The organism is Salegentibacter echinorum (genome assembly GCF_900129445.1).
Taxonomy (GTDB): Bacteria; Bacteroidota; Bacteroidia; order Flavobacteriales; family Flavobacteriaceae; genus Salegentibacter; species Salegentibacter echinorum.
In genome coordinates, this window is record NZ_FQVT01000003.1 from 86,117 (window position 1) to 111,813 (window position 25,697).

Here is a 25,697-nt window from a genome sequence, read left to right on the forward strand (position 1 = left end):
ATTATGGAAGTAAAAACAGCGAATTTTGAAAAAGTAGCTTCTCCAAAAGCAACCACGGTATCTGGCGCAGAAGCCGTGATTAAATGTTTGTTGGAAGAAGGCGTGGAGACGCTTTACGGCTATCCCGGCGGTGCTATTATGCCCGTTTATGATGAATTGTATAAATACCAGAACCAAATTCACCACGTCCTCACACGCCACGAACAAGGCGCAACACACGCGGCACAGGGGTATGCCAGGGTAACCGGTAAAGTAGGGGTTGCCATGGCAACTTCGGGACCGGGGGCCACAAACCTGGTTACCGGTATTGCAGATGCACAAATAGATTCTACCCCTATGGTATGTATTACCGGGCAGGTAGGTTCACATTTGTTGGGAAGTGATGCTTTTCAGGAGACTGATATTATTGGGATTTCTACGCCAATTACAAAGTGGAATTATCAAATAACCAAAGCCGAAGAAATCCCGGAAATTTTAGCAAAGGCTTTTTATATCGCTCGCTCGGGAAGACCGGGGCCGGTTTTAATAGATATTACTAAAGATGCCCAATTTGATTCTTTAGATTTTAATTATAAAAAATGCTGCGGTATAAGGAGCTATAAGCCAATTCCTGAAATAAACCTGTTGCAGGTAGAAAGAGCAGCAGAAGCTATTAATAACGCTAAAAAGCCAATGATTGTTTTTGGTCAAGGCGTGATTTTAGGGGGTGCTGAGGATCTCTTTAAAGAAGTAGTAGAAAAATCTGGGGTGCCGGCGGCCTGGACTATTTTAGGCCTTTCTGCCCTGCCTTCAACACATCCATTAAATGTGGGAATGGTGGGTATGCATGGGAATTATGGACCCAACGTACTTACCAATGAGTGCGATGTTTTAATTGCCATTGGAATGCGGTTTGACGATAGGGTAACCGGAGATTTAAGCAAATACGCTAAGCAGGCACAGGTAATTCACTTTGAAATTGATCCAGCCGAAATAAATAAAAATGTTCATGCAGATATCCCGGTTTTGGGTAATGTAAAAGAAACACTTAAGGTTTTACTGGAATTAATAAAACCAAATAAACACGAAGCCTGGCACCAGGAATTTAAAGATCATTACCAGGTAGAATATGACAAAATCATTAAAAATGATCTAAATGCCGAGCGGGGTAAAATTGGTATGGCCGAGGTTATTGATGAAATAAATACCTGCTCTAAAGGTGATGCAGTAATTGTTTCAGATGTTGGCCAGCATCAAATGGTGGCTTGTCGCTATTCTAAATTCAATAAAACCAGGAGCAATGTAACCTCTGGCGGACTTGGGACCATGGGGTTTGCACTGCCGGCAGCCATAGGTGCCAAAATGGGCACGCCTAACAGGGAAGTGGTTGCAGTAATAGGCGATGGAGGTTATCAAATGACCATTCAGGAATTGGGAACTATTTTTCAAACTAAAGTTCCGGTGAAAATTGTGGTGTTAAATAATGGATTCCTGGGAATGGTACGCCAGTGGCAACAGTTGTTTTTTGATAAACGCTATGCCTCTACAGAAATGATTAATCCAGATTTTGGCACTATAGCCCAGGGTTTTCATATTAAAAACAGAAAAGTTACCGAACGTTCGAATTTAAAAGATGCGGTAAAGGAAATGATGGAGTCTAAGGAGTCTTATTTCCTTGAAGTAGTTGTTGAACAGGAAGAGAATGTGTTCCCTATGGTTCCTAGCGGAGCATCAGTTTCAGATATAAGATTGGAATAATGGAAAAGAAAAATTTTACCGTTTCGGCATATACCGAAAACAATATAGGCTTGTTAAGCCGTATTTCAGCTATTTTTCAGAGAAGACATATTAATATAGAAAGTATTACCGCCTCAAGAAGCGAGGTAAATGAGGTGATGCGGTTTGTTATTGTAGTTTCTGTAACTGAAGAACAGGTTAAGAAAATTGTGCGCCAAATAGAGAAACAAATTGAAGTGATAAAAGCTTTTTATCATCTCGATGAAGATATGATCTACCAGGAAACCGCGCTTTACAAAATTAATTCAGCAGAATTTGTAGAAGATTTGAGCATTCAGGACTTTATAAAAGAATCCAATGCACGTATCGTGACAGTTACACCAAAATTCTTTGTAATAGAAAAGACCGGTAAACGTCACGAAACAGATAGTCTTTACGAAAAATTAAAACCCTACGGCTTAATGCAGTTTGTGAGATCGGGGACTATTGCCGTAACTAAAAGTGAAATGCCGATCTCCAACATTTTAGAAAAATTTGATACAACCAATTAAATAAGAGACATGACAAATTATTTTAACAGTCTTTCTTTACGTGACCAATTAGCCCAATTAGGAACCTGTAGGTTCATGGAAAGTGATGAGTTTAACGAAGGAGTGGCTGCTTTAAAAGGAAAAAAAATAGTAATTGTAGGCTGTGGGGCACAGGGCCTTAACCAGGGACTTAACATGCGCGATAGCGGGTTGGATATTTCTTATGCGCTTCGGGAAGGTGCTATTAAGGAAAAACGACAATCCTATAAAAATGCTTCAGAAAATAATTTTACTGTTGGGACTTATGAAGAATTGATCCCAACGGCAGATTTGGTTATTAACCTTACGCCAGATAAACAGCATACTTCAGTAATAAAAGCGATTCAGCCACACATTAAAAAAGACGCGGTACTTTCCTATTCACACGGATTTAATATTGTGGAAGAAGGTATGGAAATTAGGAAAGATATTACCGTGATTATGGTAGCGCCAAAGTGTCCCGGTAGTGAAGTTAGGGAAGAATACAAAAGAGGTTTTGGCGTACCTACTTTAATTGCTGTACACCCAGAGAACGATCCGCAGGGGATTGGTTTCGAATGGGCCAAAGCTTATGCTGTGGCTACCGGTGGAGATAAAGCAGGGGTTTTGGAATCTTCGTTTGTTGCCGAAGTGAAATCTGATTTAATGGGAGAGCAAACCATTTTATGTGGAATCTTGCAAACCGGTTCTATTTTAAGTTTTGATAAAATGGTGGCAGAAGGAGTAGATGCTTCCTATGCTGCAAAGCTAATCCAATATGGATGGGAAACCATTACCGAGGCTTTAAAACACGGCGGAATCACCAATATGATGGACAGGCTTTCTAACCCGGCAAAAATTAAAGCCAATGAGATTTCTGAAGAATTAAAGGAAATTATGCGTCCGCTTTTCCAGAAACATATGGACGATATTATTTCGGGGGCATTTAGCAGCAGAATGATGAAAGACTGGGCTAATGACGATAAAGAATTATTGGAATGGCGAGCCGCGACCGGGGAAACCGCATTTGAAAAAACCGAGGCTACTTCTGAAGAAATTAAAGAACAGGAGTATTTTGATAAAGGCGTGCTTTTGGTCGCATTTGTAAAATCTGGAGTAGAACTGGCTTTTGAAACTATGGATGAAGCGGGAATTATACCAGAATCGGCTTACTATGAGTCTTTACACGAAACGCCGTTAATCGCGAATACCATTGCGAGAAAGAAATTGTTTGAGATGAACAGGATTATTTCAGATACTGCAGAATACGGTTGTTATTTATTTGATCACTCGGCCAAACCGCTTATTAAAGATTTTGTAAATAACCTGCCAAAGGAAGTAATTGGCCACGCTTATGGAACCGATTATACCGGGGTGGACAATCAGGAATTAATTGCAGTTAATGACGAGATAAGAAAACATCCGGTTGAAAAAGTGGGTGGCAGACTTAGAAAAGCAATGACAGCAATGAAAAAAATACAGGAATAAATGGATACAGTACTGGCAAACAAAAAAATATACAAACCTCAATTATCAGCTGTTAAAAAAGCGGCTGAGCGAATTTCTAATGTGGCAGTAAAAACCCCACTAGGACAATCTTTTACTTACAGCAGTAAATTTTCAGCAAATGTGATGTTAAAAAGAGAAGATTTGCAACAGGTAAGGTCTTACAAGATTCGCGGCGCTTTTAATAAAATTTCCAGCTTGCCGAAAGAGCAGATAAATAAAGGGGTGATTTGTGCCAGTGCAGGAAATCACGCGCAAGGTGTTGCTTTTGCCTGCAATAAACTGCAGGCAAAAGGCGTGATCTATATGCCCATTACAACACCGCGACAAAAAGTGGAGCAAACTAAGATGTTTGGTGGCGATTGGGTTGAGGTTGTATTAAAAGGCGATACTTTTGATGATTCTTATAAAAGCGCAATAAAACACGGCGATAAACACGGGCTGGTTTTTATTCATCCTTTTGACGATGAAAAAGTAATTGAAGGCCAGGGGACAATAGGCCTGGAAATATTGGAACAAGCAGAAGAACCCATAGACTATGTTTTTGCTCCATTGGGCGGTGGCGGCTTGCTCGCTGGCTTGTCTTCCATGTTTAAAGAACTTTCTCCCAACACCAAAATAATTGGTGTGGAACCAGAGGGTGCGCCTTCTATGACAGCCTCTTTAAAGGAAGGGAAACTAACAGAATTAAAATCTATTGAACGCTTTGTAGATGGTGCTGCGGTGCAGAAAGTGGGTTCCCGAAATTTTGAAATATGCCGGGAGAACCTTCACAAAGTGATCACAATTGCAGAAGGCAAAATCTGTCAAACAATTTTAGATCTATACAATCAGGATGCTATTGTGGTAGAGCCAGCCGGGGCCATGGCTATAAGTGCTTTAGACTTTTTTGCCGAAGAAATTAAAGGTAAAAATGTGGTTTGCATTGTTAGTGGAAGTAATAATGATATTACGCGAACGGCAGAGATCAAAGAAAGAGCCTTGCTTTATGCAGGCTTAAAACATTACTTTGTGGTAAGCTTTCCACAGCGAGCCGGTGCTTTAAAGGATTTTGTAGAGAAGGTGTTGGGGCCAAATGATGATATTACGCATTTTGAATATTCAAAAAAACACCATCGGGAGAATGCTCCGGCAGTGGTTGGAATAGAACTCAACGACCCTGCCGATTTTGATCCACTGGTGGCGAGAATGAAAACGAAGAATTTTTATGGTGAATATTTAAATGACAAACCAAATTTGTTTCAATATTTAGTGTAAATATTTTGTTGGTTAAAATAATTGTGTACATTTACATTATGCTTTCAAAGAGACAAATAATATTACCCGTTTTTCGCTTTTTCCCGCGCCGCCGCTGGTAGAAAACGAACGCGAATTAACTTTTCTTTTTTAATATTATTTGATTTTAATTTACCTTGAAAGATCCAAAAAACATACATACTATTTTAAACTTCAAAATTAATCCTGAAGTTTTATTTGTACGCCGCCGTTTTCCGCGTCGCACCCCGGTGCGTGTATAATTATTTGGAACTTAGGTGAGTCCGGTTCCCCCTTCAAAAAACATTTTAAAATTATTTTCTCATTAATTCTTTAGCAAATGAAGATTATCATTGCTAACAAATCTCATGCGCAGTACGCAGGGATCATTTGTACAACCATAGAAGAATCTGCAAAGGTTCGAGGCACTGGGATAGCGCAAAGAACGCCAGAATATGTCATTAACAAGATGGAAAAAGGCAATGCGGTTATCGCTTTAGAAGGCGAAAAATTCGCCGGCTTTTGCTATATCGAAACCTGGAGTCACGAAAAATATGTGGCAAACTCAGGTCTTATTGTACATCCAGACTTTCGGAATAGAGGTCTTGCGAAACAGATCAAAGCAGTAGTTTTTAATCACTCCCGGGAAAAATATCCACATGCGAAAATCTTCGGAATTACCACCGGCCTGGCGGTAATGAAGATCAACTACGAGCTGGGATATCAACCTGTGACTTTTTCAGAATTAACCGATGATGACAGCTTTTGGGAAGGATGTAAAACCTGTAAAAATTACGATATACTTACCAGGACCGAAAGAAAAATGTGCCTTTGTACGGGAATGATGTACGATCCCGAGCGCAAAAAAGAAAAGAAGAAAGAGACAAAGAGACAAACAAAGAAAGAAAGTCTAAATGATAAAGCTTTTAAAAGATTAAAGAACATTAAACAGACTTTGTTTTACAAAAAAGAGAAAAACAAATCTTAAAATGGGGAGAGGAAAAAATAACAGAATCTCAGCAAATGAGACCTCATAGGTTTCAAAAACCTGTGAGGTCTGGAGTTAATGCGGCTCGAGATTTTATGAATGAAAACCGATATCTTAAGAAATAATAAAGAACTGGTAGTGAAAACCTGCCTTTTAATTAAACAGAATGAAAAAAGTAGTAATAGCATATAGTGGTGGCCTGGATACTTCCTATTGCGCCAAATATTTATCTAAAGAAGAAAACTTTGAAGTTCATGCGGTAAGTGTAAATACCGGCGGATTTAGTGAAGAAGAAATTAATCATATTGGAGAAAATGCAAAAAAGATAGGTGCAAAAACCTATAAAAACATTGATGCAGTAGCTTCGTTTTACCAAAAGGTAGTGAAGTACCTAATTTTTGGAAACGTCTTAAAAAATAATACCTATCCGCTTTCGGTGAGTGCAGAACGTATAGTTCAGGCAATCGAAATTGTAAATTATGCGAAGGAAATAGGTGCTAAATTTATCGCCCACGGTAGTACCGGTGCCGGTAATGATCAAGTAAGGTTCGATATGATTTTTCAAATAATCGCTCCCGAAATTGAGATCATCACACCAATTAGGGATAAACAATTGAGCCGACAGGAAGAAATTGATTACCTACAGCAAAATGGGGTAGATATGAATTGGGAAAAGTCTAAGTATTCGGTCAATAAAGGTTTATGGGGTACCAGTGTGGGAGGTGAAGAAACCCTTACTTCAAAAGAACCACTTCCTGAAGCTGCTTATCCTTCTCAACTTCAGGAAAAAGAACCTAAAAAAATCACTTTAAGTTTTACCAAAGGTGAACTTTCTGCAGTAGATGGCAAGGCGAACTCCCCGCAAAAAAATATTGAAATTCTTGAAAATATTGCTTCAAAATATGCTATTGGTCGTGATATCCACGTTGGAGATACCATAATTGGGATAAAAGGAAGGGTTGGTTTTGAAGCGGCAGCGGCTTTAATCACAATTAAAGCTCATCATTTATTAGAGAAGCATTGCTTGAGCAAATGGCAGCTACAACATAAAGATTACCTGGCCAATTGGTATGGAACGCATTTGCACGAAGGCCTATATTTAGACCCAGTGATGCGTGATCTGGAAGCATTTTTAGAAAGTTCGCAGGAACAAGTGAGTGGAGAAGTGCATCTAAGCCTGCATCCGTACCGATTTACCTTAGATGGGATCACTTCTAAGAATGATTTAATGAATAATAGTTTTGGAAATTACGGTGAAGAAAATAAAGCCTGGACGGCAGATGATGCGAAGGGTTTTATAAAAATCCTTTCCAATTCGGGTAAAGTATATCAACACGTAAAAGCAGAAAAATGATTAAGGCAGGAATTATTGGTGGGGCCGGCTATACCGCCGGGGAACTTATTAGAATACTTTTAAATCATCCTAAAGTAACGCTGGATTTTGTGTTTAGCACTTCGCAGCCTGGAAAACCGGTTGCAGGAGTCCACCAGGATCTTCTAGGCGATACAGATTTACAATTTAGTGGAGCAATTAATCCTGAAGCAGATGTTGTATTTTTATGTTTAGGACACGGAAATTCGGTTAAATTCCTCACGGAAAATCAATTTTCTGAAAAGACAAAAATTGTAGATCTAAGCACCGATTACAGGATGGAAGGCGAACATTCTTTTGTATATGGACTCCCGGAATTTTACAAGGATGAAATTAAGAAAGCAGAAAAGATTGCCAACCCCGGTTGTTTTGCTACAGCAATTAACCTGGCAATTTTACCTCTCGCAAAAGCAGAAATTTTAAAAGAAGATGTACACATTAATGCAGTAACCGGAGCAACGGGGGCTGGCACTTCACTTTCTCCCACGACACATTTTACCTGGCGTGATAATAATTTTTCTACTTATAAAGCTTTTGAACATCAACACCTCAATGAAATTGGAGAGCGGATAAAAAAATTACAGGATGATAGCCTGCCCGAAATTAATTTTATTCCAAATAGAGGGGATTTCTCAAGAGGAATTCACGCGACTGCTTATACCAAATTTTCGGGTACTCTGGAAGATGCAAAGCAAATTTTTGAAGATGCTTATAAAGCTTCCCCTTTTACCCATGTAATTTCAGAAAATTTACATTTAAAACAGGTAGTAAATACCAATAAATGCCTATTGCAGTTGCAAAAATTTGGTGATAAACTTTTAATAACCAGTATCATCGATAATCTTTTAAAAGGAGCTTCGGGACAGGCTGTAGAAAATATGAACCTCATGTTTGGTTTTGAACAAACCACAGGATTAAAATTAAAAGCGAATTATTTTTAATCGCGGGGCGATAGCCAAGGGTTTAATTCCCCGGGGCTTGCCGCGAAATAAAAGAGTTTTTTCAGAAGCATACCTCGCACCCTTGGGTCGAGGTTGTTAATTAGGAATAAACCTTACACATAATCAGACCTCACAGGTTTTTAAAATTATGAGGTCTAACAGAATCAGTGAGGTCTTAAAAAGTAAAACCATGAAAATAGCCATCATTGGAGCCGGGAATTTGGGACTTTCTATAGCGAAAGGACTTATTGTTAACAATGCTTTTACCACGTTAGTACTTACCAGGCGTAACCTGGAGGAAATTCAGGAATACGAAGAATACGCAAAAGTAAAAGTGACTACAGATAATATGGAAGCGGTGCAGTATTCAGATATATTGATCTTTGCGGTGCAACCCACGCAATTGGAGCGAATTTTAGAAGAAATTAAAGACGATTTAACCGAAAAGCACGTCTTGATTTCTACGGTTACCGGCTATAAAATTTCCAGTATGGAAAGCCTGGTGGGAAAAGAGCAGTTTATTATAAGAGCTATGCCAAATACCGCAATTGCTGTAGGAAAGTCTATGACCTGTTTATGTTGCAATGAAATAGGCGAGAAACGAATCACTATCGCAGAGGCTATTTTCAACAGATTGGGAAGCAGTATAATAATTCCTGAAAACAAAATGCAAGCGGCCACGGTCATTTGTGCCAGTGGTATTGCTTTTTGGATGCGGCTAATTCGCGCCACTACCCAGGGCGGGGTACAGCTTGGTTTTGATGCTGAAGATGCACAGGAGCTTTCCATGCAAACCTGTCTGGGGGCGGCAAGTTTGTTAATTGAATCTGGAAAGCATCCTGAAGAAGAAATAGACAAAGTGACCACGCCCAGAGGCTGCACCATTGAAGGCTTAAACGAAATGGAGCACAACGGGTTAAGCTCGTCGTTAATAAAAGGAATTCAGGCCTCATTTAAAAAAATCAATACCATTACAACAAATTAACTATGGAACTATTTGATGTTTATCTGCTTTATGATATTACGCCCGTGAAAGGGAAAGATGTTTATATTTTTGATAAAGAAGACAACAATTACCTGGATATGTATGGCGGTCACGCTGTAATTTCCATTGGACACTCTCATCCCGCCTACGTGAACGGGATTGCCAACCAGGTAAAAAAGCTGGGATTTTACTCCAATTCTATTAAAAATCCCTTGCAAAAGGAGCTTGCAGATAAGTTGGAAGAAGTTTCGGGAGTAAAGGACTATCAGCTTTTTTTATGCAATTCGGGGGCTGAAGCTAACGAAAACGCTTTAAAAGTAGCCTCCTTTCAAACCGGTAAAGACCGGGTTATATATTTTGAAAAAGCTTTCCACGGAAGGACTTCGGGGGTGGTTGCAGTAACCGATAATAAGAAAGTGCAGGCTGCCTACAATCAGCATCATAAAACCACCAAACTTGCTTTTGAAGATTCCCGGGCCTTGGAAGAAGAATTAAAAAAAGGGGATGTGGCTGCAGTTATTTTTGAAGTGATTCAGGGAGTTGGCGGACTTGATGAAGCTGCGTCAGAATTTTATAAGAAAACTGCAGAATTATCGAAAAAATATGGAGCCTTGTTAATTGCTGATGAAGTGCAATCGGGCTACGGAAGAACCGGAGACTTCTTCGCTTTTCAGAAACACGGGATTAGGCCAGATCTTATTTCTATCGCTAAGGGAATGGGGAATGGTTTTCCCATTGGCGGAGTCTTGATCGATAAAAATATTGAAGCAAAGCCGGGAATGCTCGGTACTACTTTTGGTGGAAACCACCTGGCCTGTGCTGCCGGAATCGCCGTCTTAGACGTTATTCAGAAGAAAAATTTAATGCAAAATGCGAAAGAACTTTTCGATTTTGTAAAAGCTGAAGCAGCAAATATTCCCGAGATTAAAAATGTAAAAGGTCGGGGCTTGATGATAGGCCTGGAATTTGATTTTGAAATTGCCGGGCTAAGAAAAGAGCTTTTGTACAAACATCAAATTTTTACTGGAGCTTCAGCAAATAAAAACCTCTTAAGGATTTTACCGCCTTTAACTATTCAAAAACAGCATTTTAAAGCCTATTTTAAAGCATTAAAAATCGCTTTAAAATAGGCTGAAAATATAGTAAAATAGAACTCACAGGTCTTCGATCCCGTATCGGGACTGTGAGGTCTGGAAAACCTAGATTTATGAAGAATTATATAGATTTATCAGATATAAAAGATTTACAGGCTTTATTAACCGAGGCATCAGAACTTAAAAAAGCTCACGCTGCCTTAGAAATAGGTAAAGGTAAAACCCTGGGAATGTTATTTTTTAATCCCAGTTTGAGAACCCGATTAAGTACAGAAAAGGCTGCAAAATTGTTGGGTATGGATGTGCTGGTAATGAATGCGGGAAGCGATGGCTGGGCTTTAGAGTTTGAAGACGGCGCTATTATGAACTCCAATAAAGCCGAGCATATAAAAGAAGCTGCAGCGGTGCTTTCTCAATACTGCGACATCATTGCAGTAAGGGCATTTCCCGAATTGAAAGATAGAAAGGAAGATGAAGCTGAAAATATATTAAACAGTTTTAAAAATTATGCTTCTGTGCCGGTAGTAAATTTAGAAAGTGCCACGGGACACCCTTTACAGGCGCTTACCGATGCCCTGACTATCCAGGAATTAAAGAAAAAAGATAAGCCCAAAGTTGTTTTAACCTGGGCACCACATCCTAAAGCATTGCCACAAAGTGTGCCCAATTCTTTTACGAAAATGATGCAAAAAATGGAGTTTGATTTTGTGATTACCAATCCCGAAGGATATGATTTGAATCCTGAAATTACTAAAAATACCCGGGTAGTTCACAATCAGGATGAAGCCTTAAAAGATGCCGATTTTGTATATGTAAAGAATTGGAGCAGCTATGAGGATTACGGGCAAAAACTTAGTGAAGATAAAAGCTGGATGATTTCCCAGGAAAAATTGAAGGCGACCAACAATGCCCGAGTAATGCATTGCTTACCGGTGAGACGAAATATGGTTATCGCCGATGATGTTTTGGATTCTTCAAGTTCAGCGGTAATCCTACAGGCCAAAAACCGAACATTTGCTGCACAGGCAGTATTAAAAGAAATTCTGGAAGAAACAGCAAATGCTTCAGAACTAGGAAAAAATGCTTAGAAATTATTAATTGACCAATGACAAGACCAACATTAAAAATCGTAAAAATAGGAGGGAAGCTCATTGAGGATGAGACTAAATTCACTGAATTCTTAGACGATTTTGCTGCTTTAGAGTCGCCTAAGATTTTAATTCACGGCGGTGGAAACTTAGCTACAGAAATGGCTTCAAAGTTAGGTTATAAAACACAAATGCACGAAGGTCGTAGAATTACCGATGTCAACTCGGTAAAAGTAATTACCATGGTTTACGGCGGATTGATCAATAAAAATATTGTGGCCAAATTGCAAGCGAGAGAAAATAATGCTATTGGCATGTGTGGGGCAGACGGGGCCAGTATCATCTCTACAAAACGCCCCGTGAAAGAAGTAGATTTTGGTTTTGTGGGAGATGTGGAGAAAGTGAATTCGGGATTTATTGGTTCGCTTTTAGAACAACAAATTACTCCGGTGTTTTCAGCCATTTCCTGTACTAAAGAGGGGATGTTGCTTAATACGAATGGCGATTCGGTGGCCGCTGAAATTGCCAAAGCGATGAGTGTGGAGTACAAAACAAAACTGATTTTCTGTTTTGAGAAAAAAGGAGTTTTAGCTAATCCTAAAGATGATTTATCGGTAATTGAAAACATAGATGGAGAAAAGTACAAGACGTTATTAGCAGAAAAAGTAATTAGTGATGGGATGCTCCCAAAGCTACACAATGCTTTTGAAGCTTTAGAAAATGGGGTTTCAGAGATAATCCTTGGAGATTTCAAACTTTTAAAAGGAGGTTCAATTCATACAAAAATTGTAAACTAATGCAAATTTCAACACTTCAGAAAGAAGCTATTAATCTACTTAAAGAGCTTATTGGCACCCAGTCCTTTTCGAAAGAAGAAGATAAAACGGCCAATTTGCTAGAGACATGGTTTAATAATCATAACATTCCTTATGAGCGCTACTTAAATAATGTTTGGGCAACCAGCAAGTATTTTGATGAAGCCAAGCCTACTTTGCTTCTAAACTCCCACCACGATACCGTGAGACCCAATTCGGCTTATACGCGTGATCCTTTTGAGGCGACGATAGCCGATGGAAAGTTATTTGGCCTGGGGAGTAATGATGCGGGTGGATGTTTGGTGTCGCTTTTAGCGACCTTTACATACTACTATGCTTCTGAAGATTTAAATTATAACCTCATTTTCGCAGGAACAGGAGAGGAAGAGATTAATGGAAAATACGGTGTAGCCTGCCTGCTTCCTAAAATGCCAAAGATTGATGTGGCTATTGTGGGAGAACCAACCTTAATGAACCTGGCAATTGCAGAAAAAGGTTTGATTGTTTTTGATGCAAAAGTAAAAGGAACTCCTTCTCACGCAGCGCATCCAAATAATAACAATGCGATTTACAAAAGCGCTGAAACTTTAAACTGGTTTAGGGACTTTAAGTTTAAAAAGATTTCACAGGCTCTGGGCGAAGTGAAATTAACGGTCACACAAATTAAGGCGGGCAGCCAACATAATGTTGTCCCAGGGCACGTGGACCTGGTAATAGATGTAAGGGTGACCGATGCTTATTCTAATGCTGAAGTTAATGAAATACTTAAAAAAGAAGCGCCGGTAGATGAACTTAAAGCCCGATCTTTACGTTTAAATTCTTCGTCTATTCCTAAAGATCACGATTTGGTAAAAGCGGGAATCGCTTTGGGTATGGAAACATATGGTTCTCCTACACTTTCAGACCAGGCGATGTTGAATTGCCCATCCTTAAAATTAGGGCCCGGGGATTCCACGAGATCACACTCGGCAGATGAATTTATATATGTAAAGGAGATCGAAGAAGGAATAGAAAAGTATATAAAATTATTAGAAAGAGCATTAAAAAACTAGAGACCTCCCAGGTTTCAAAAACCTGTGAGGTCTTATTTCAAGACAAAAAAATTATGAAACTTTGGGATAAAGGATTAGCGATAGATAAAAAAATAGAAAATTTCACGGTGGGAAATGACCGGGAATTAGATATGCATATCGTAAAATATGACATTGCAGCTTCTAAGGCTCACGCAAAAATGTTGGGAGAAGTTGGTATTATTACTTCAAAAGAAGTGGAGATTTTAGAACAGGAGTTGCTAAAATTACAGGAACAGGTAACCGATGGTAGTTTTCAAATTGAAGAAGATTTTGAAGATGTTCATTCCAAAATTGAATATGAACTCACCAAAGCCCTGGGTGATACCGGTAAAAAGATACATACTGCCAGATCACGAAATGACCAGATCCTGGTAGCTATGCAGTTATATTTTAAAGAAAACTTACAGGAAATTTCAGGAAAAACAAAAGACCTAAGCGAGTTGCTTTTAGATTTAGCTGAAGAACATAAGGAAAAGTTGTTACCTGGATATACTCATTTACAGGTGGCAATGCCTTCTAGTTTTGGCCTGTGGTTCTCGGCTTATGCTGAATTGTTGATAGACGATCTTTATTTGCTAGAAGCCGGATTAAAAGTAGTAGATCAAAACCCTTTAGGTTCGGCAGCTGGCTATGGTTCTTCTTTCCCCATAGACCGGGAATTCACGACCAGGGAATTGGGCTTTTCAAACTTAAAATATAATGTAGTCGCCGCACAATTGGGACGCGGAAAATGTGAGCGTACCGTAACGGCTAATATCGCTGCGGTAGCTAACACATTATCTAGATTTGCTATGGATATTTGTCTTTATATGGGTCAGAATTTTGGATTTATTAGTTTTCCCGACGAATTAACCACGGGATCCAGCATCATGCCGCATAAAAAAAATCCAGATGTTTTTGAGTTGATTAGAGGTAAGTGCAATAAGCTTCAGGCTATTGCCAATGAGATGATCCTCATCACCAACAATTTGCCCAGCGGTTATCATAGAGATTATCAGCTTATTAAAGAAAACAGTATTTACGCCGTAGAGAATATTAAAGAAATTTTAGAAATATTTATTCACGCTATTGCAAAGATTGAAGTGAAGGAAATAGATTTAACCGATGAAAAATATCAATATTTATTTACTGTAGATAGTATTAACGACCTGGTGTTGCAGGGGAAATCCTTTAGAGAGGCTTATCAAATTATTGGAGGACAGGTGCAGGAGGGCACCTATAAAGCCGGAGCAAATAAAGAACATACCCATCTGGGCAGCAAAGATAATTTAGTTTTAAATGAGATTAGGAAAAAGCTGAAGGAGGTTTAATTAAAAAGCTTGGGGTTTCAAGTTTATACAGTTTAGATTAACATTAAAAAAAGCCACAAAGGCTCCAAAACTCCAAAAAAAAGGAACTAAGATTATCTTTTTGTATCTTGGTAATTTCCTGTCTTAGTGACAAAATATGCCTGACGTTTACTCGATAATCGAGATTTATCCCGGTACTTATCGGGAGCTCCGTAGCTATCGGGATACCTCGAAATCAAAATAATCCGATGTTGTGGTTAGTGCTGACCTTGTAAGTTGTTTATTTCTTTTTTAAGTTTTGGTAACTCTCTTAAAATAATGGTCCAAATAACTTCATCCGATATGTTGTCATATTCGTGGGTGATCCTGTTTCTTGTTCCTATAATTTTTTGAGCATTTTTTATTTTTAAATTTGAATTTTTGTGTTTTGAAATTCTGTTGATCGCTTCTCCAATTATCTCAATATTTCTTTCAATCGCTTTCTTCGTTTTTAAATCTTTTTGATATTCAAAAAAATCTCTTTTTTCAGGAAGGAAGTCAAATATTTCATCAATTGACCTAATAATATCTTCAAGCCAGGCATTAATTCTGTTGTCCATAAATCAGAATTTTCGTGTTATCTAATTCTTTTCTGAAATATGTATTTTTAATACCTCTTTCTTCAATAAGATCAATTTGTCGTTTTAGTAATTTTTCTAATTTTTCTTTAAGCTGAAAGTATAAGTCCGTATATATAAAAGGATCATTTTCTTCGAAATCAACAACGAAATCGATATCAGAATCACTTTTAAAATCTTCTCTCGTTACTGATCCGAAAGCGGAAAATGTTTTCACTTTATATTGCTTACAAAGTTTTTTGATCCGATTAATATTTTTTTCATCTATTTTCATAATTCAAAAATAATTAAAATTTCCTGATCAATTTTCTTCTGTACTACGATTATTCTGGCATTAGCCACAACGGTTACGGTTATCGCAAGTTACGGGAGTTGGGACACGAATTTGTCGGCCTCGTTGTTTTTATAATTGGTCTCTAAAATTACACTTTTTCGGCAATATCCGTTATTTGCGATGAACCTTCTATATAATACCTCGTGGGCTCGCCCTGAGGTAATTTAGTGAAATCTGGATTAAAGACCCCGATCTTCATCGGGGTTAATTCAACTAAAGATTTACAGGTATTAAAAATGTCAGTAAATCTAAGTTTCAAAAAAAAACCTCCCACATAACCACACGAAACATGAGAGGTTCAAAACATAAATGAAGAAATAATAATCGTAAATATTTTAAATAATTGTCATTTGCCCAAGATTCAGGTTTTCGTTGTTTATGCTTATATTTTCAACTTCGCTAATAAGACCTTCCAGGAAACCACCCACTTTATCGGTGGTGTAGTGGTTGTCTTTATTAATATCTATGGTACAAACATTCAGTTTAATACTTAGTTCTACCGATTTTTTTACGGCTTCGGCTTCTTCAGTTAAACCAAAATGCTCCAACAGCATGGCTGCGGATAAAATAGAAGCGACAGGATTGGCAATTCCTTTTCCCGTAGCCTGTGGATAAGAACCGTGAATAGGCTCGAACATTGCATTTTCTTTCCCAACTGAGGCAGAGGCCAGTAGCCCAATACTACCACCAATCACACTGGCTTCATCAGATAAAATATCGCCAAACATATTTTCGGTTAAAATTACATCAAACTGAGTAGGATTAAGGATCATTTGCATTGCAGCGTTATCTACAAAAAGGAAATCGAGTTTAACCTGCGGATATTCCTTTGCAATTTCAGTAACTGTTTTTCTCCATAATCTCGAAGTTTCCAAAACATTGGCTTTGTCTACCAGGGTCAACTTTTTATTACGTTGCTGTGCGGCTTTAAATGCCAGGTGCGCTATTCTGGTAATTTCTTCTACCGAATAACTGCAAAGATCGCTGGCGCTTTGCCCATCTTCTGCGGTGGATTTTTCACCGAAGTAAATTCCACCGGTAAGCTCGCGATAAATCACCATATCTGCTCCGCCAATGCGATCTGCTTTTAGCGGTGACTGTGGAATAAGTTTGTCGTAAGCCTTAACTGGCCTAACGTTAGCAAAAAGACCTAATTCTTTTCTAAGTTTCAATAGTCCCTGCTCGGGTCTTACTTTTGCATCTGGGTTATTGTCATATTTGGGATCGCCAATAGCCCCAAACAACACAGCATCAGAATTTTTGCATAGTTCTAATGTAGCTTCCGGTAACGGACTGTCCAATAAGTCTATGGCTGCCGCTCCTACCAGGGCTTCTTCAAATTCAAAATGGTGATCAAAACGATCTGCTACTGCTTTTAAAACTTTAACCGATTGCTGCGTTATCTCAGGACCTATCCCGTCCCCGGGTAAAACTGCTATTTTTAATTTCATATTTTTCTTCTTATGTTTTATTCGATAATCGAGTTGTATCCCGATAGCTATTGGGATACCTCGAAATCAAATCATTACTTCTTTATAATACCTCGCGGGTTTGGCCGGAGATAGTTTATTTTTTTGTAAATTATTTCTTGTTCCAATGTTCTTCTTTTTTTATTTGGAACACGTCAACTACAACTGTGTGGCAGGTTGTAATTTATTATTTTTTTCTTCAAATTTTTTAATGGCGTCCAGCTTACTTACCAGAAAATCGATATCATCAAAACCGTTCAACAAACAGGTTTTTTTATATGGATCTATTTCAAATTTTTCTGAAATGTTTTTCTGCGGAATTTCAATTTTTTGAGCTTTCAAATCTACCTTTATTGCTATTGAAGCATCTTTACTGATTTCGGCAAAAAGCTGTTCTAAAAACTGCGGACTTACCTGCACCGGAAGTAAGCCATTATTTAAGGCGTTGCCCTTAAAAATATCTGCAAAATAACTGGAAACCACTACTTTAAATCCGTAAGCTTTCAAAGCCCAGGCGGCATGCTCTCTACTGGAACCGCAACCAAAGTTATTTCCCGCAACCAATATAGAACCGGAATATTCTGGCTTATTTAAAGGAAACTCAGGTTCTGGTTCGTCGTTATTATTAAACCGCCAATCCCTAAAAAGGTTTTCTCCAAAGCCGGCTTTATCGGTTGCTTTTAAAAATCTCGCCGGAATGATTTGATCGGTATCTACGTTCTCTATGTCTAAAGGAACCGCCGTATCTGTTAAGGTGATAAACTTTTCCATCTTAATTTAAATGTTTTGTGAAATCGGTTATTTTTCCTGAAACAGCCGTCGCTGCAGCTGTTAATGGACTAGCCAATATGGTTCTTGATCCCTGTCCCTGCCTGCCTTCAAAATTTCGGTTACTGGTAGAAACACAGTATTCCCCGGCAGGTATTTTATCGTCGTTCATTGCCAAACAAGCCGAACAACCAGGTTGTCTTAAGGTAAAACCGGCATTTTCAAAAACTTCCCTTAAACCTTCGGCTTCAATTTGAGCCGCTACCTGTCTTGAACCGGGAACAATTAGTGCATTTACATTATTCGCTTTTTGCTTTCCTTTTATATAAGCGGCAGCCTGGCGAAAATCTTCTATCCTGGAATTGGTGCAACTACCAATAAAAATCCAGTTAATGGTTTTCTCCAATAACGTCTCGCCGGGTTTAAAGCCCATGTAGGAAAGAGCTTTTGCATCGCTTTTTCCGCCTTCTGTGGGAATGGCACCGGTAATTTTTATTCCCATACCGGGATTAGTGCCATAAGTTATCATTGGTTCTATATCTTCAGCATCAAAACTGAATTCCTTATCGAATTCAGCATCGTCATCGGTTTTTAAGGTTTCCCAAAAGGATTTTAATTGCTCAAATTCGGCTCCTTTTGGAGCGAATTCTTTGTCTTTCACATATTCAAAGGTAGTCTCATCTGGTGCGATTAAGCCGCCGCGGGCGCCCATTTCAATACTCATATTACAAACGGTCATACGGCCTTCCATAGACATTTCTTCAAAAACATTTCCGGCATACTCGCAAAAATATCCTGTGCCGGAGTTTGTGCCCAATTTGCTAATAATATAAAGGATAACGTCTTTTGGAAGTACGCCTTTTTTAAGTTTTCCGTTTACATTTACCCGCAATTTTTTAGGTTTTTCAACCAACAAACACTGGCTGGCAAAGGCCTGGGAAACCTGGCTGGTACCAATCCCAAAAGCAATAGTGCCAAAAGCACCGTGGGTAGAGGTGTGGCTGTCGCCGCAAACCATAGTCATTCCCGGTTGTGTAATTCCCAGTTCTGGCGCCATAACATGAACAATTCCATTATAAGGATGTCCCAGCCCATAAAGGGTAATATTGTTGGCTTCGCAGTTTTCACTTAATTCTTTTAGCTGTTTTCTGGACAGGAGATCTTTAACCGGTAAATGTTGATTTTGGGTCGGGGTATTATGATCTGCCGTGGCAACGATTTGATCTGGTCTAAACACGGGGATATCGCGCTCCTTTAGCTCGTTAAAAGCTTGTGGACTGGTAACTTCGTGGATAAGGTGTTTGTCTATATATAAAATATCGGGACCGTCTGGTATAGATTCTACTACGTGACGATCCCATATTTTATCAAATAAAGTCTTTTTCATTTTATGCTATGGCTCTAATTTTTCTTTCTGAAATTTGCATTATTTCGTGTATATCGTGATCTTCTACGCATCTTCTGGCATCGGCAAAGTTTAGGAACTCAGCATAAACTTCATCTAATTGAAGCTTGGTTAATTCATATCCCATTTTCTTGGCTTTGTGTGCTAACGCAGCTCTACCACTTCTGGCTGTAAGGATAATTGCCGATTCTGTTACCCCAACTTCTGCAGGATCGATAATCTCATAGGTTTCACGATTCTTAATTACCCCATCCTGATGGATTCCAGAGCTGTGAGCAAAAGCATTTGCTCCTACAATAGCCTTATTTGGCTGTACAAACATGCCCATTTCTTTGGAAACCATGCAACTGGTATCGAACAAGAATTTTGGGTCTATTAGCGTGTTTAAGTTTAAGGTTGGGTGTTGTCTTAAAATCATCACCACTTCTTCCAGGGCGGTGTTCCCGGCACGTTCTCCAATTCCGTTAATGGTACACTCAATTTGGCGGGCACCGTTCATTACCCCGGCAATTGCATTTGCAGTAGCCAAGCCTAGATCATTATGACAATGACAGGAAATCCTCACCTTGTCAATATCTTTCACATTGTCTTTAAGATATTTTATTTTTCTTCCATATTCTTCGGGAAGGCAGTAACCTGTGGTGTCTGGAATGTTCAGTACCGTAGCCCCGGCTTTGATCATTTCTGTACAAACGCGGGCTAAGAATTCGTTGTCGGTTCGGCCGGCATCTTCAGCATAAAATTCCACATCATCTACAAAATTTTTGGCGTAGGCAACCGCTTTAGAGCCACGCTCAATAATTTCTTCACGGGTAGAATTAAATTTGTGCTTAATATGAGGATCAGATGTTCCTATCCCGGTATGAATACGTGGCTTTTTTGCATATTTTAAGGCTTCGGCAGCTACCTCGATATCTTTCTTAACAGCACGGGTGAGCCCACAAACAGCGGCATTCTTGGCCAGTTTTGAGATTTCTGAAACCGATTGAAAATCACCTGGGCTGGAAACCGGAAACCCGGCTTCAATTACATCTACCCCCAGTTCATCCAGTCTTGCAGCTATTTTTAGTTTTTGAGCTGTATTTAATTTACAGCCTGGAACCTGCTCTCCGTCTCGTAACGTCGTGTCAAAAATTTCTACCTTTTCTGTGCTCATAAGAGATTTATTTTGCTTTATCTTTATCTAAAGTATTGTTAATCTATACACTCGCGACCTATGCAGATTGGGTCATTACGATAATTAAACTTGAAATTAAACTGTAATAACACTGTAAATCAGTATGTTAAAAACTATTCTGTTACAATGACTAATGATTTAACCGATAACCTTTTTTCTCTTATTAAGTCACTTTCTCCTTCAGAAAAGAGACAATTTTCGCTATACGTGGGAAGAATTGGCGTAAATACCGATAGTAAATTTTTGAATTTATTTAAGGTAATGACCAAAATGAAGAAGTATAATGAAAAAGCCATTTTACAGAAGACAAAGATTAGCAAACAACAGTTGTCTAATGTAAAGGCACATTTGTACAAGCAGATCCTAATTAGTTTAAGGTTAAATCCCGCCCACCAGAGTGTCCCTGTACAAATAAGGGAACAGTTCGATTTTGCATATATCCTTTATAGGAAAGGTTTGTATAAGCAGAGTCTTAAACTTTTGGATAAAATTAAAATTCAGGCTTTAGATTATGAAGAAAAGAACCTTGCCTATGAAATTCTTGAGCTAGAAAAAGTAATTGAGTCGCAATATATCACACGCAGTATAGAAAACAGGGCCGATAGCCTTATTAAGCAAACTACAACTTTAAGCGATCTTAATTTAATATCCAGTAAACTGTCTAATTTATCGCTGCAGTTGTATGGCATATTTTTAAAGATGGGCTATGCCAGGACCAAAGAAGAAGCCGAGAGTATTCGTAATTATTTTTATCAAAGTTTGCCCGAATATAAATTTAGCGAGATAGGTTTTAGGGAAAAGTTATGGTTATATAAAGCACATTTGTGGTATAGTTTTATCACTCAGGATTTTTTAGCTTGCTATCGCTATTCCATGAAATGGATTGATCTCTTTAATGATTACCCCCATTTGGTGCCTATACATCCTGTTTCTTATTTAAAAGGGAATCATTATTTATTGGAATCCCTGTTTTATTTAAACCATACCAACTTATTTGAAACTACATTAAAAAACCTGGAATCTACATTAAAAAACCCAAAAATTCCAGACGATGATAATATTAAGGCGCTGGCATTTCTATATCTCTACTCCAATAAACTAAACCTTCGTTTTATGCGGGGTAATTTTGCGAATGGTGATGAGCTGGTAGAGAAAATTCAGAAAAAAATAAAAAAATTTCAGAATCGTATCGATGGGCACCACATTATGGTTTTTTACTATAAGATTGCCTGTCTTTACTTTGGCGACGGTAACAATAAAAAGTGTATTGAATTTCTGAATAAGATTATTGAAAATAAATCGCTTGAAATGCGTGAAGATCTTATGTGCTTTTCCCGTATTCTAAGTTTGGTAGCTCATTATGAAGCTGGTTTAGATTATCATTTAGATCGTTTGGTAAAATCTACTTATAAGTTTTTGATTAAAATGAACGATTTACACGAGGTGCAAAAAGAAATGATTCGTTTTCTTAGAAATTTACCTGAAGTTTCTCCTTTAGATATTAAAGCTGAATTCAAAAAACTCCATGCGAAATTAAAAAGTTATGAAGATCATCCTTACGAGCGCAGGGCATTTCTTTATCTGGACATTATTTCCTGGCTGGAAAGTAAGATAGAGAATAGACCGGTGGCTGATGTAATCGCTAAAAAAGTGGCATCAGCAAAACGTTAATATCTCTTGTGGGATATTGAAGATCTGGTGTCGAAAAAATTTAAAACTATTAAAACATCTTCATCTACACGATAGAACATTATGTTATGCTTTGAAATAAGAAAGCCCCTTATTCCTTTCTTAGGATTTTCTAGTGTTCCCAAATTAGGTTGTTTCTTTAAAAGAGCCAGCATGTCAAATGTTTTTGAAACAAAGCTCTGAGTTACGTTTTTACCCCAGTTTTCCTTCAAATGATCAAGAATTTTATCATATTAATCGGCAGCCCTTTCCGTCCATACTATTCTATGAACCATTTGGAATGTTTTTCTGAAAGCTTTTCGTGTGAAATTAATTTTGAAGAATCTAAACTTTCTTCATAAGACAGAAGCAACTCATCTTTTTCAAGCTCCGATAATCTCTTCCATAATTCACCGGATTCATTTTGGTGTAACCGATTTACCAGCTTATAGTAAGACTTTAGATTCTTATCATTCCCGATAGCATCAATAAGTTTATGAAAGCGTGCTTTTGTATTCATAATACGAGTTTAAGGTTTTTAAAGATAAGAATATTTCCCTAAACTTTTATAGCTTTCCAGATAGCATCTAAGTGGGGGGGTGGGGCAACAATATGAATTTCTTCTTTTTTTACAGGATGAATAAATTTTAACTCCCTGGCGTGTAAATGAATGCTGGCGTCTTTATTACTTCGGTCAAAACCATATTTTAGATCGCCTTTAATGGGACAGCCAATTGCTGAAAGTTGGCTCCGAATTTGATGATGTCTTCCAGTATGTAAAGCTACTTCCAGTAAAAAATAATTATCCAGTTCTTTTAAAATCTCATAATCTAATATGGCTTCTTTACTATTGGGCACCTCTTTTATATGAGCGTAAGATTTGTTCTGTTTGGGATTGCGTTTTAAAAAATGGGTTAGACGATCGTTGTCTTTGGGAGGAGCATTTTTCACCACCGACCAATAGGTCTTTTGTGCTTCTTTTTTCTGAAAAATTTTATTGAGCCTGGGAAGCGCTTTAGATGTTTTTGCAAAAAGTACGATACCACTGGTAGGCCTGTCCAATCTATGTACCACCCCCAAATAAACATTTCCCGGTTTATTGTATTTTTCTTTTAAAAAAGATTTCACCACGTCACTTAGAGGTTTGTCACCGGTTTTATCCCCCTGCACAATATCCCCGGGTCGCTTATTGACCACAATAATATGGTTGTCTTCATAAAGCACCTGAAGATTATTTTTATCTGAAATTATTTTTTCCACGCCATAAATTTAAAGAGAGAGAAGAACTCCTCCCCTTTGGGGAGGCTGGGAGGGGCTATTAATATTGTTCATCATCGGCAGGAAAATCCCTGCTTTTCACATCGTCGCGGTAAGACTCAAAAGCTTTGGTCATTTCAGAATAAAGATCGGTGTACCTTCTTAAAAAACGCGGATTAAATTCGTGGGTCATCCCCAGCATATCGTGTACCACTAAAACCTGCCCATCTACACCGTTTCCGGCACCAATGCCAATTACTGGAATACTTATACTCTCGGCAACTTCTTTTGCTAATTTGGCGGGAACTTTCTCTAATACTACGGCAAAACAACCTAATTTTTCTAATAAACGAGCATCAGATTTTAACTGCTCGGCTTCGGCTTCTTCTTTGGCGCGAACCGTGTAGGTTCCAAATTTATAAATAGATTGGGGCGTTAAGCCTAAATGTCCCATCACCGGAATACCGGCGTGCAAAATTCGCTTTAAAGACTCTTTAATCTCCTTTCCACCTTCTAATTTTACCGCGTGAGCACCACTTTCTTTCATAATCCTAATGGAAGATCGAAGCGCTTCTTTAGGATCACTTTGGTAGCTTCCAAATGGTAAATCTACCACTACGAGCGCCCTGTTTATGGCGCGTACCACGCTAGAAGCGTGATAGATCATTTGATCTAAAGTTATAGGCAGGGTAGTTTCGTGACCGGCCATTACATTACTGGCCGAGTCTCCTACTAAAATCACATCTATACCGGCACTATCTACGATTTTCGCCATCGAAAAATCGTAGGAAGTGAGCATTGCGATTTTTTCGCCATTTTTCTTCATATCTACCAAAGATTTGGTAGTGACCCTTTTGTATTCCTTTTTAGCTACAGACATGAGCTTTTATTTAATGTGAAAAATAGCCCGGGATAGACCCCAAAGGCGTTTCCCATTTACATCTTAAATAAATGGGGTAGGTTGAAAATTAAGAAACACTTTTTCGGCAGGCTTTCTAATATTCTTTTTAAAGTTACATAAAAGAGCCAGCGATAAAGATTCTGCTTAATTTTTGAATCCAGTTTCTACTTAGTGAGTAAAAATAGTAAATTAGTAAGCTACAATCAAAATACAGTGGAATGAAACCTCTAATTTTATTCGCTTCTTTATTGGTTTTTCAGGCATCTTTTTCACAGGTTGTTGAAGATAAAAAAGCCGCGAAACAGCTTATAGAAGATTTTTATGAAGCTTTTCACAAACAGGATGAAAAAACTTTAAAAACCTTTGCTCATCCTAAAATTAAAATGCATTCGGTGAGTATTGATGCCAGGGGAAGCACTTCCCTGTCTTCAGAGACTTTTTCTAATTTTTTAGATTATTTGGTTGCTATTCCTGCTTCTACCAAATTTAATGAAAAACTGCACAACTTTGAGATCACTTTAAATGGAATGATAGCCACAGTGAGTGCGGCGTATTCTTTTTACATTAACGATCAATTAAGTCATTGCGGGGTAAATACTTTTCAGCTTATAAAATCGAGAGCGGGGAACTGGAAGATTATTTATTTTGTAGATACCCGTAGCAAGTTAGGTTGTGAGTAGGTTGCTAAAGCATATTTTTTCTTCTTTAGAAATAAAAAATTAATAAATTCCAAACAACTTTGGAAGCATAAAGAAAGCGACAATACCATTATTCATGGCATGCATAGCGATTGGCCAGAGCAGGCTATGATTTTCAAGCTTTATTTTTCCGAAGAAATAACCAGCGATAATCCTTGGGAAAATTAGTAGGAATAGAATAAGATCAAATTGCCAGCCTTCTACATAATTCCAAATATGTACAACGCCAAAAATAATCGCACTCAACCACCAAACCATCCTATAATTTCTATGTAAAAAGATCCTGAATTTTCTAAACCAGGTAGAAGGCTTTAGCGATTGCAAAAACAAAAAGATGATAACCCCAGATAAAATAATGATCCCAAACTTTAGCAGGGCATGCGCTTCCAGAGGGATAAAACCAAGGCTAATAAAAGCTAAAATAGCGCAAATGAAAATGTATATTTCTGTAAAAGAAGGCTTGATTAGCGTTCTAAACATACTTTCTTCCAAGACCGGCGCAATCACAACGGCCATAAATATAAACGTAAACGGACTTTCATCCATTAAGTTAAAGAGTTCGGTTTGCTGATATTTACTTAAATCTAAATTGGGCAAAAACGAATTTAAAATTCCGGTTAAAAAGAAAAACAGGAAATAAGCACCCAACATTAAGGAATAGTTGAGAAATAGGTTCTTAGTTTTGGGTGAAATTTTAATTATCGACAATTTAGTTCAAGGTTCAAGGTTCAATG

At 38.1% G+C, this 25,697-nt stretch carries 26 protein-coding genes; 15 read left to right on the plus strand and 11 right to left on the minus strand.

Annotated features, from left to right (window positions below; all coding sequences use genetic code 11):
• Window positions 1-3 precede the first annotated feature (3 nt).
• The 13 genes from ilvB (at window position 4) to argH (ending at window position 14,690) form a co-directional block, all read left to right on the plus strand.
• The gene (gene ilvB / locus BUA71_RS06435) at window positions 4-1,737 is read left to right on the plus strand and encodes a biosynthetic-type acetolactate synthase large subunit (protein WP_072877890.1); all 1,734 of its coding nucleotides are present in this window, start codon (window positions 4-6) and stop codon (window positions 1,735-1,737) included.
• Window positions 1,737-2,267, plus strand: a complete 531-nt coding sequence (ilvN, locus tag BUA71_RS06440) for an acetolactate synthase small subunit (protein ID WP_072877892.1) — start codon at window positions 1,737-1,739, stop codon at window positions 2,265-2,267. Before ilvB ends, ilvN begins: the two co-directional genes overlap by 1 nt.
• Window positions 2,268-2,276: 9 nt before the next feature.
• Window positions 2,277-3,752 carry a ketol-acid reductoisomerase gene (ilvC, locus tag BUA71_RS06445; RefSeq protein ID WP_072877893.1) on the plus strand — a complete coding sequence of 492 codons (1,476 nt, stop codon included), beginning with the start codon at window positions 2,277-2,279 and terminating at the stop codon, window positions 3,750-3,752.
• Entirely contained in the window at window positions 3,753-5,027 is a 1,275-nt protein-coding gene (gene ilvA, locus BUA71_RS06450; protein ID WP_072877894.1) for a threonine ammonia-lyase IlvA, read from the plus strand.
• A gap of 337 nt (window positions 5,028-5,364) precedes the next feature.
• Window positions 5,365-6,012: a GNAT family N-acetyltransferase gene (locus BUA71_RS06455; protein ID WP_072877896.1), complete on the plus strand. Its 648-nt coding sequence runs from the start codon at window positions 5,365-5,367 to the stop codon at window positions 6,010-6,012.
• A 166-nt stretch (window positions 6,013-6,178) separates the two neighbouring features.
• Window positions 6,179-7,366: an argininosuccinate synthase gene (gene argG / locus BUA71_RS06460; RefSeq protein WP_072877897.1), complete on the plus strand. Its 1,188-nt coding sequence runs from the start codon at window positions 6,179-6,181 to the stop codon at window positions 7,364-7,366.
• Entirely contained in the window at window positions 7,363-8,325 is a 963-nt protein-coding gene (argC, locus tag BUA71_RS06465) for an N-acetyl-gamma-glutamyl-phosphate reductase (protein ID WP_072877899.1), read from the plus strand. Before argG ends, argC begins: the two co-directional genes overlap by 4 nt.
• A 190-nt stretch (window positions 8,326-8,515) precedes the next feature.
• On the plus strand, window positions 8,516-9,310 hold the full coding sequence (gene proC / locus BUA71_RS06470; RefSeq protein WP_072877900.1) for a pyrroline-5-carboxylate reductase: 795 nt from the start codon (window positions 8,516-8,518) through the stop codon (window positions 9,308-9,310).
• Window positions 9,311-9,312: 2 nt separating this feature from the next.
• Window positions 9,313-10,440: an aspartate aminotransferase family protein gene (locus BUA71_RS06475; protein WP_072877902.1), complete on the plus strand. Its 1,128-nt coding sequence runs from the start codon at window positions 9,313-9,315 to the stop codon at window positions 10,438-10,440.
• A gap of 77 nt (window positions 10,441-10,517) precedes the next feature.
• Window positions 10,518-11,492, plus strand: a complete 975-nt coding sequence (locus tag BUA71_RS06480) for an N-acetylornithine carbamoyltransferase (RefSeq protein WP_072877903.1) — start codon at window positions 10,518-10,520, stop codon at window positions 11,490-11,492.
• A 17-nt stretch (window positions 11,493-11,509) separates the two neighbouring features.
• Window positions 11,510-12,289 carry an acetylglutamate kinase gene (gene argB / locus BUA71_RS06485; RefSeq protein WP_072877905.1) on the plus strand — a complete coding sequence of 260 codons (780 nt, stop codon included), beginning with the start codon at window positions 11,510-11,512 and terminating at the stop codon, window positions 12,287-12,289.
• Window positions 12,289-13,359 carry a M20 family metallo-hydrolase gene (locus BUA71_RS06490; protein ID WP_072877906.1) on the plus strand — a complete coding sequence of 357 codons (1,071 nt, stop codon included), beginning with the start codon at window positions 12,289-12,291 and terminating at the stop codon, window positions 13,357-13,359. The genes argB and BUA71_RS06490 overlap by 1 nt, the downstream gene beginning before the upstream one ends.
• A 53-nt stretch (window positions 13,360-13,412) precedes the next feature.
• Window positions 13,413-14,690: an argininosuccinate lyase gene (gene argH / locus BUA71_RS06495; protein WP_072877907.1), complete on the plus strand. Its 1,278-nt coding sequence runs from the start codon at window positions 13,413-13,415 to the stop codon at window positions 14,688-14,690.
• A gap of 236 nt (window positions 14,691-14,926) precedes the next feature.
• Here the strand turns inward: argH and BUA71_RS06500 are convergent, their stop codons facing one another.
• From BUA71_RS06500 to BUA71_RS06525, 6 genes are all read right to left on the minus strand, one after another.
• The gene (locus BUA71_RS06500; RefSeq protein WP_072877909.1) at window positions 14,927-15,268 is read right to left on the minus strand and encodes a HepT-like ribonuclease domain-containing protein; all 342 of its coding nucleotides are present in this window, start codon (window positions 15,266-15,268) and stop codon (window positions 14,927-14,929) included.
• Window positions 15,252-15,560 carry a nucleotidyltransferase family protein gene (locus BUA71_RS06505; RefSeq protein WP_072877910.1) on the minus strand — a complete coding sequence of 103 codons (309 nt, stop codon included), beginning with the start codon at window positions 15,558-15,560 and terminating at the stop codon, window positions 15,252-15,254. Before BUA71_RS06505 ends, BUA71_RS06500 begins: the two co-directional genes overlap by 17 nt.
• A 395-nt stretch (window positions 15,561-15,955) precedes the next feature.
• Window positions 15,956-17,071, minus strand: coding sequence for a 3-isopropylmalate dehydrogenase (leuB, locus tag BUA71_RS06510; protein ID WP_072877912.1), 1,116 nt, complete (start codon window positions 17,069-17,071; stop codon window positions 15,956-15,958).
• A gap of 177 nt (window positions 17,072-17,248) precedes the next feature.
• On the minus strand, window positions 17,249-17,860 hold the full coding sequence (gene leuD, locus BUA71_RS06515) for a 3-isopropylmalate dehydratase small subunit (protein WP_072877914.1): 612 nt from the start codon (window positions 17,858-17,860) through the stop codon (window positions 17,249-17,251).
• Between the two features lies 1 nt (window position 17,861).
• Complete coding sequence (leuC, locus tag BUA71_RS06520) at window positions 17,862-19,244, minus strand: 3-isopropylmalate dehydratase large subunit (protein WP_072877916.1); 1,383 nt, start codon at window positions 19,242-19,244, stop codon at window positions 17,862-17,864.
• Window position 19,245: 1 nt separating this feature from the next.
• Entirely contained in the window at window positions 19,246-20,418 is a 1,173-nt protein-coding gene (locus BUA71_RS06525) for a 2-isopropylmalate synthase (RefSeq protein ID WP_072877918.1), read from the minus strand.
• Window positions 20,419-20,565: 147 nt separating this feature from the next.
• Between BUA71_RS06525 and BUA71_RS06530 the strand changes: the two genes are divergently transcribed.
• Window positions 20,566-22,110, plus strand: coding sequence for a hypothetical protein (locus BUA71_RS06530; protein WP_072877920.1), 1,545 nt, complete (start codon window positions 20,566-20,568; stop codon window positions 22,108-22,110).
• Here BUA71_RS06530 and BUA71_RS17985 read toward each other — a convergent pair.
• Genes BUA71_RS17985 through panB form a run of 4 tightly spaced genes read right to left on the minus strand, consistent with a single transcriptional unit; the run spans window position 22,107 to window position 24,244 of the window.
• Window positions 22,107-22,352 carry a type II toxin-antitoxin system RelE/ParE family toxin gene (locus tag BUA71_RS17985; RefSeq protein ID WP_139277077.1) on the minus strand — a complete coding sequence of 82 codons (246 nt, stop codon included), beginning with the start codon at window positions 22,350-22,352 and terminating at the stop codon, window positions 22,107-22,109. The genes BUA71_RS06530 and BUA71_RS17985 overlap by 4 nt on opposite strands.
• 35 nt (window positions 22,353-22,387) lie before the next feature.
• Complete coding sequence (locus BUA71_RS06540) at window positions 22,388-22,627, minus strand: hypothetical protein (RefSeq protein ID WP_072877924.1); 240 nt, start codon at window positions 22,625-22,627, stop codon at window positions 22,388-22,390.
• A 38-nt stretch (window positions 22,628-22,665) separates the two neighbouring features.
• Window positions 22,666-23,367 carry an RluA family pseudouridine synthase gene (locus BUA71_RS06545; protein ID WP_072877926.1) on the minus strand — a complete coding sequence of 234 codons (702 nt, stop codon included), beginning with the start codon at window positions 23,365-23,367 and terminating at the stop codon, window positions 22,666-22,668.
• A gap of 58 nt (window positions 23,368-23,425) precedes the next feature.
• Entirely contained in the window at window positions 23,426-24,244 is an 819-nt protein-coding gene (gene panB, locus BUA71_RS06550; RefSeq protein ID WP_072877928.1) for a 3-methyl-2-oxobutanoate hydroxymethyltransferase, read from the minus strand.
• A gap of 239 nt (window positions 24,245-24,483) precedes the next feature.
• Here panB and BUA71_RS06555 point away from each other — a divergent pair, with 239 nt between their 5' ends.
• Window positions 24,484-24,945 (plus strand): hypothetical protein, encoded by a 462-nt coding sequence (locus BUA71_RS06555; RefSeq protein ID WP_072877930.1) that lies wholly within the window; start codon window positions 24,484-24,486, stop codon window positions 24,943-24,945.
• Window positions 24,946-24,984: 39 nt separating this feature from the next.
• On the opposite strand, the gene BUA71_RS06560 is transcribed toward BUA71_RS06555, so the two are convergent.
• A complete protein-coding gene (locus BUA71_RS06560) occupies window positions 24,985-25,671 on the minus strand; it encodes a CPBP family glutamic-type intramembrane protease (protein ID WP_245812547.1) in 687 nt (228 codons plus the stop codon).
• Window positions 25,672-25,697 lie beyond the last annotated feature (26 nt).

Excerpts from the sequence above, each read along its gene's own strand:
- BUA71_RS06480 (WP_072877903.1), top strand. The coding sequence starts at position 10,518 with ATGAAGAATTATATAGATTTATCAGATATAAAAGATTTACAGGCTTTA.
- BUA71_RS06475 (WP_072877902.1), top strand. The coding sequence starts at position 9,313 with ATGGAACTATTTGATGTTTATCTGCTTTATGATATTACGCCCGTGAAA.
- ilvA (WP_072877894.1), top strand. The coding sequence starts at position 3,753 with ATGGATACAGTACTGGCAAACAAAAAAATATACAAACCTCAATTATCA.
- leuD (WP_072877914.1), bottom strand. The coding sequence starts at position 17,860 with ATGGAAAAGTTTATCACCTTAACAGATACGGCGGTTCCTTTAGACATA.
- ilvN (WP_072877892.1), top strand. The coding sequence starts at position 1,737 with ATGGAAAAGAAAAATTTTACCGTTTCGGCATATACCGAAAACAATATA.
- BUA71_RS06490 (WP_072877906.1), top strand. The coding sequence starts at position 12,289 with ATGCAAATTTCAACACTTCAGAAAGAAGCTATTAATCTACTTAAAGAG.
- BUA71_RS06500 (WP_072877909.1), bottom strand. The coding sequence starts at position 15,268 with ATGGACAACAGAATTAATGCCTGGCTTGAAGATATTATTAGGTCAATT.
- BUA71_RS06530 (WP_072877920.1), top strand. The coding sequence starts at position 20,566 with ATGACTAATGATTTAACCGATAACCTTTTTTCTCTTATTAAGTCACTT.
- BUA71_RS06525 (WP_072877918.1), bottom strand. The coding sequence starts at position 20,418 with ATGAGCACAGAAAAGGTAGAAATTTTTGACACGACGTTACGAGACGGA.
- panB (WP_072877928.1), bottom strand. The coding sequence starts at position 24,244 with ATGTCTGTAGCTAAAAAGGAATACAAAAGGGTCACTACCAAATCTTTG.
- argC (WP_072877899.1), top strand. The coding sequence starts at position 7,363 with ATGATTAAGGCAGGAATTATTGGTGGGGCCGGCTATACCGCCGGGGAA.
- leuB (WP_072877912.1), bottom strand. The coding sequence starts at position 17,071 with ATGAAATTAAAAATAGCAGTTTTACCCGGGGACGGGATAGGTCCTGAG.
- BUA71_RS06540 (WP_072877924.1), bottom strand. The coding sequence starts at position 22,627 with ATGAATACAAAAGCACGCTTTCATAAACTTATTGATGCTATCGGGAAT.
- leuC (WP_072877916.1), bottom strand. The coding sequence starts at position 19,244 with ATGAAAAAGACTTTATTTGATAAAATATGGGATCGTCACGTAGTAGAA.
- ilvC (WP_072877893.1), top strand. The coding sequence starts at position 2,277 with ATGACAAATTATTTTAACAGTCTTTCTTTACGTGACCAATTAGCCCAA.
- argG (WP_072877897.1), top strand. The coding sequence starts at position 6,179 with ATGAAAAAAGTAGTAATAGCATATAGTGGTGGCCTGGATACTTCCTAT.
- BUA71_RS06555 (WP_072877930.1), top strand. The coding sequence starts at position 24,484 with ATGAAACCTCTAATTTTATTCGCTTCTTTATTGGTTTTTCAGGCATCT.
- BUA71_RS06455 (WP_072877896.1), top strand. The coding sequence starts at position 5,365 with ATGAAGATTATCATTGCTAACAAATCTCATGCGCAGTACGCAGGGATC.
- argB (WP_072877905.1), top strand. The coding sequence starts at position 11,510 with ATGACAAGACCAACATTAAAAATCGTAAAAATAGGAGGGAAGCTCATT.
- BUA71_RS06505 (WP_072877910.1), bottom strand. The coding sequence starts at position 15,560 with ATGAAAATAGATGAAAAAAATATTAATCGGATCAAAAAACTTTGTAAG.
- ilvB (WP_072877890.1), top strand. The coding sequence starts at position 4 with ATGGAAGTAAAAACAGCGAATTTTGAAAAAGTAGCTTCTCCAAAAGCA.
- argH (WP_072877907.1), top strand. The coding sequence starts at position 13,413 with ATGAAACTTTGGGATAAAGGATTAGCGATAGATAAAAAAATAGAAAAT.
- proC (WP_072877900.1), top strand. The coding sequence starts at position 8,516 with ATGAAAATAGCCATCATTGGAGCCGGGAATTTGGGACTTTCTATAGCG.